Genomic DNA, 2,323 nt, shown 5'->3' with positions numbered 1-2,323 from the left:
ATCTCATCCGGGGCAAGATCAAGCGGGAAGGCATCGCTGCCCGTAACGTATTCGCTGAAGTTATCGCCAACCGGGAGCAGTGGATATATCAACAATTGAACAATATAGAGGTGAGTCTATGAACCCCCATGACAAGTTTATCGCAGACCGGAATCGAATAGTCGATGCATTGGGGTTTTCCGATATCCCCACCATCCAGTTCAACAAGGATGCTATCCCCAAGCAGTTACCTTGTGCCATTGTGATTCTGGACTCTGAAACAGGCAAGAACAGTACTTCAAGACAGTATGTGAATACTGATCTGGCATGGACAGTCTTCCTGATCGTCAATGCTCAGAATGTATCTGATCCTGATTCAGAATTGTATCAACTCAAAGAGAAGTTCCGCTCTTTCTACCTCAAGCTGATGAACCATGACCTACCCAGTGTGGAGTATTACACCAGTCGGATTGACGGTACTCGTCTCGTTCGGATAGCCAAGATCGAATTGCTGAAAAACGGAACCGGAACATCTTCATGAGAGTAATGCGACTGGGCGGTTATAACCTAGCTATCAGTTCTGCCAGTGAGCTCCTGGAGACCAAATACAAGCCAGAGCCGATTGACTTATCCAAGTGCAGCCGGGTCGGTAAGCAATTGATCTCCAAGGCAGCAGAGACCAAGAAAGTAGTCTCTCAGCCCTACTCGATGAGCAATCTGCTCAACCTTCTGGATACCGATGAGTATCATAGTGGATGTGTGGATGCCTTGTCTATGGCAACTGTGATGGAGTTCGACTGCAAGAACAGCCAGGTTAAGTCCTGGATGGAAGCTGCCGAGTTCCCTGCCTGTGAAGACCAGACTACTATCTTAGCTGAGATGATCAAGTTCTATCTTGCTTGTGGAAACGGCTTCTTGATCAAGATGCGTAACGCACAGGGACAGTGGATGGGTCTGGAACGCATGCTGCCCAGTGAAGTGCAGATCGTAGAGAACTATGACGAGTTCGGCTTCTTTCGCCCTAACTATATCCAAGTGAAGAACAACCAGAAGAAGGACTTTGCTTATGCCGATATCATCCACATCAAAAAGAGCACCCACAAGAGCAATGCCTGGGGCTTAGCCTGCCTGCCGATAGCCATCAATGTCGAGATACTCTCTGAGATCAAGACCTTCGACTACAATAACTTCAAGAACGGACTCATGATCGATTACTTCATGATCGTGGAAGGTGGTACCCTCAGAGATGGCACCGTAACCGATGAGCAGGGCAATGAAGTGCTGACCGATGCCTATACTGAGATTGAGAAAGCACTGATTGAAGTGAAAGGTAATGCCAAGAGCCATTCCACTGTGCTGATCGAGAGTGAGAACAAAGACGTGAAGATACGGCTTGAGCCGCTCCGCCAGCAGGATAGAGAAGGTGGCTTCCTATCACTTAAGAAAGACCTGAGGGAAGGTATCTTCGCTTATCACCGGGTCCCGGCAAGGATCGTCTCTCAGCTTATCCCAGGGCAGCTTGGTGGCGATAACAAGAGCGATATGCTGATGTTCTACCACTTCGTAGTCAAACCGCTGCAGAACCGCCTGGCACTAACCCTGGCAATAGAGTTCAACTTTGAGTTCGGATGGAACCTCACTCCGGACGACTTCAACTTCGGCAATCTAACCGAGAAGCTCCAGTCTGCGGATGAGCAGCTCTTTATGCAGAATCGCAATCTATAACAGGAGTCCTATTATGCAAGATTTCAAACAGCAAATCAGCAATCAACAACCTATCACTAACCCTAAGGAGGTACAGTGAATATCTTCGGAACTAAGAGCAGGATCGTCAAGAAAGGCGAACTGCGCAACGTGGAAGTCGAGTTAGTCTCGCTCCTCTTTGACGAAATGAACCCGGCTAACCAGAAGGGCTTTGTGGTCAAGAATGCCAGTGGCAGAAGCTTTGAACACAAGATCAACTCCACCAAGTTCAAGAGTGAAACGAGTGGCACTTTAGGGAGGCTTTATGTCACCCTGATGGAGCCCAACATCCATGACTCCCAAGGTGACTATTACACCCGGGAAGAGATTCAGAAGTCCTGTGATCACTTCGCTAAGCACGGTTTAGTCGGTAAATGCGATGTGAACCACAACATGCAGCCAGTACCGGAGTTTGCCGTAGTGGAGAACTACCTGCTCAAGACCAGCGACCGGGAGCATTTTCCCGATGCTAAAGTTGGCTCTTGGGTGCAAGTCCTCAAGTGTGAAAACCTGCAGAGTGATCTCTGGCAGAAGGTCGAGAAAGGCGAGTTCAATGGGGTATCCATCTATGGCAGAGCTGATGACTACAGCGGTACCGAAG

The 2,323-nt window shown here is 48.7% G+C and carries 3 protein-coding genes; all 3 read left to right on the top strand.

The annotated features are described in order from the left end of the window. Positions 1-118: 118 nt before the first annotated feature. Positions 119-520: a hypothetical protein gene (locus Q8M98_04735; protein ID MDP3114066.1), complete on the top strand. Its 402-nt coding sequence runs from the start codon at positions 119-121 to the stop codon at positions 518-520. 5 nt (positions 521-525) lie between these two features. Continuing rightward, positions 526-1,704 carry a phage portal protein gene (locus Q8M98_04730; protein ID MDP3114065.1) on the top strand — a complete coding sequence of 393 codons (1,179 nt, stop codon included), beginning with the start codon at positions 526-528 and terminating at the stop codon, positions 1,702-1,704. Between the two features lie 75 nt (positions 1,705-1,779). Further along, positions 1,780-2,323: XkdF-like putative serine protease domain-containing protein (locus Q8M98_04725; GenBank protein MDP3114064.1), on the top strand; the 544-nt coding region annotated here is incomplete at its 3' end.

The organism is Candidatus Cloacimonadaceae bacterium, assembly GCA_030693415.1.
In the GTDB taxonomy this organism is placed as follows: domain Bacteria; phylum Cloacimonadota; class Cloacimonadia; order Cloacimonadales; family Cloacimonadaceae; genus JAUYAR01.
The sequence above is the reverse complement of the archived record's forward strand: the minus strand, read 5'-3'. Positions and strand labels throughout refer to the sequence as shown.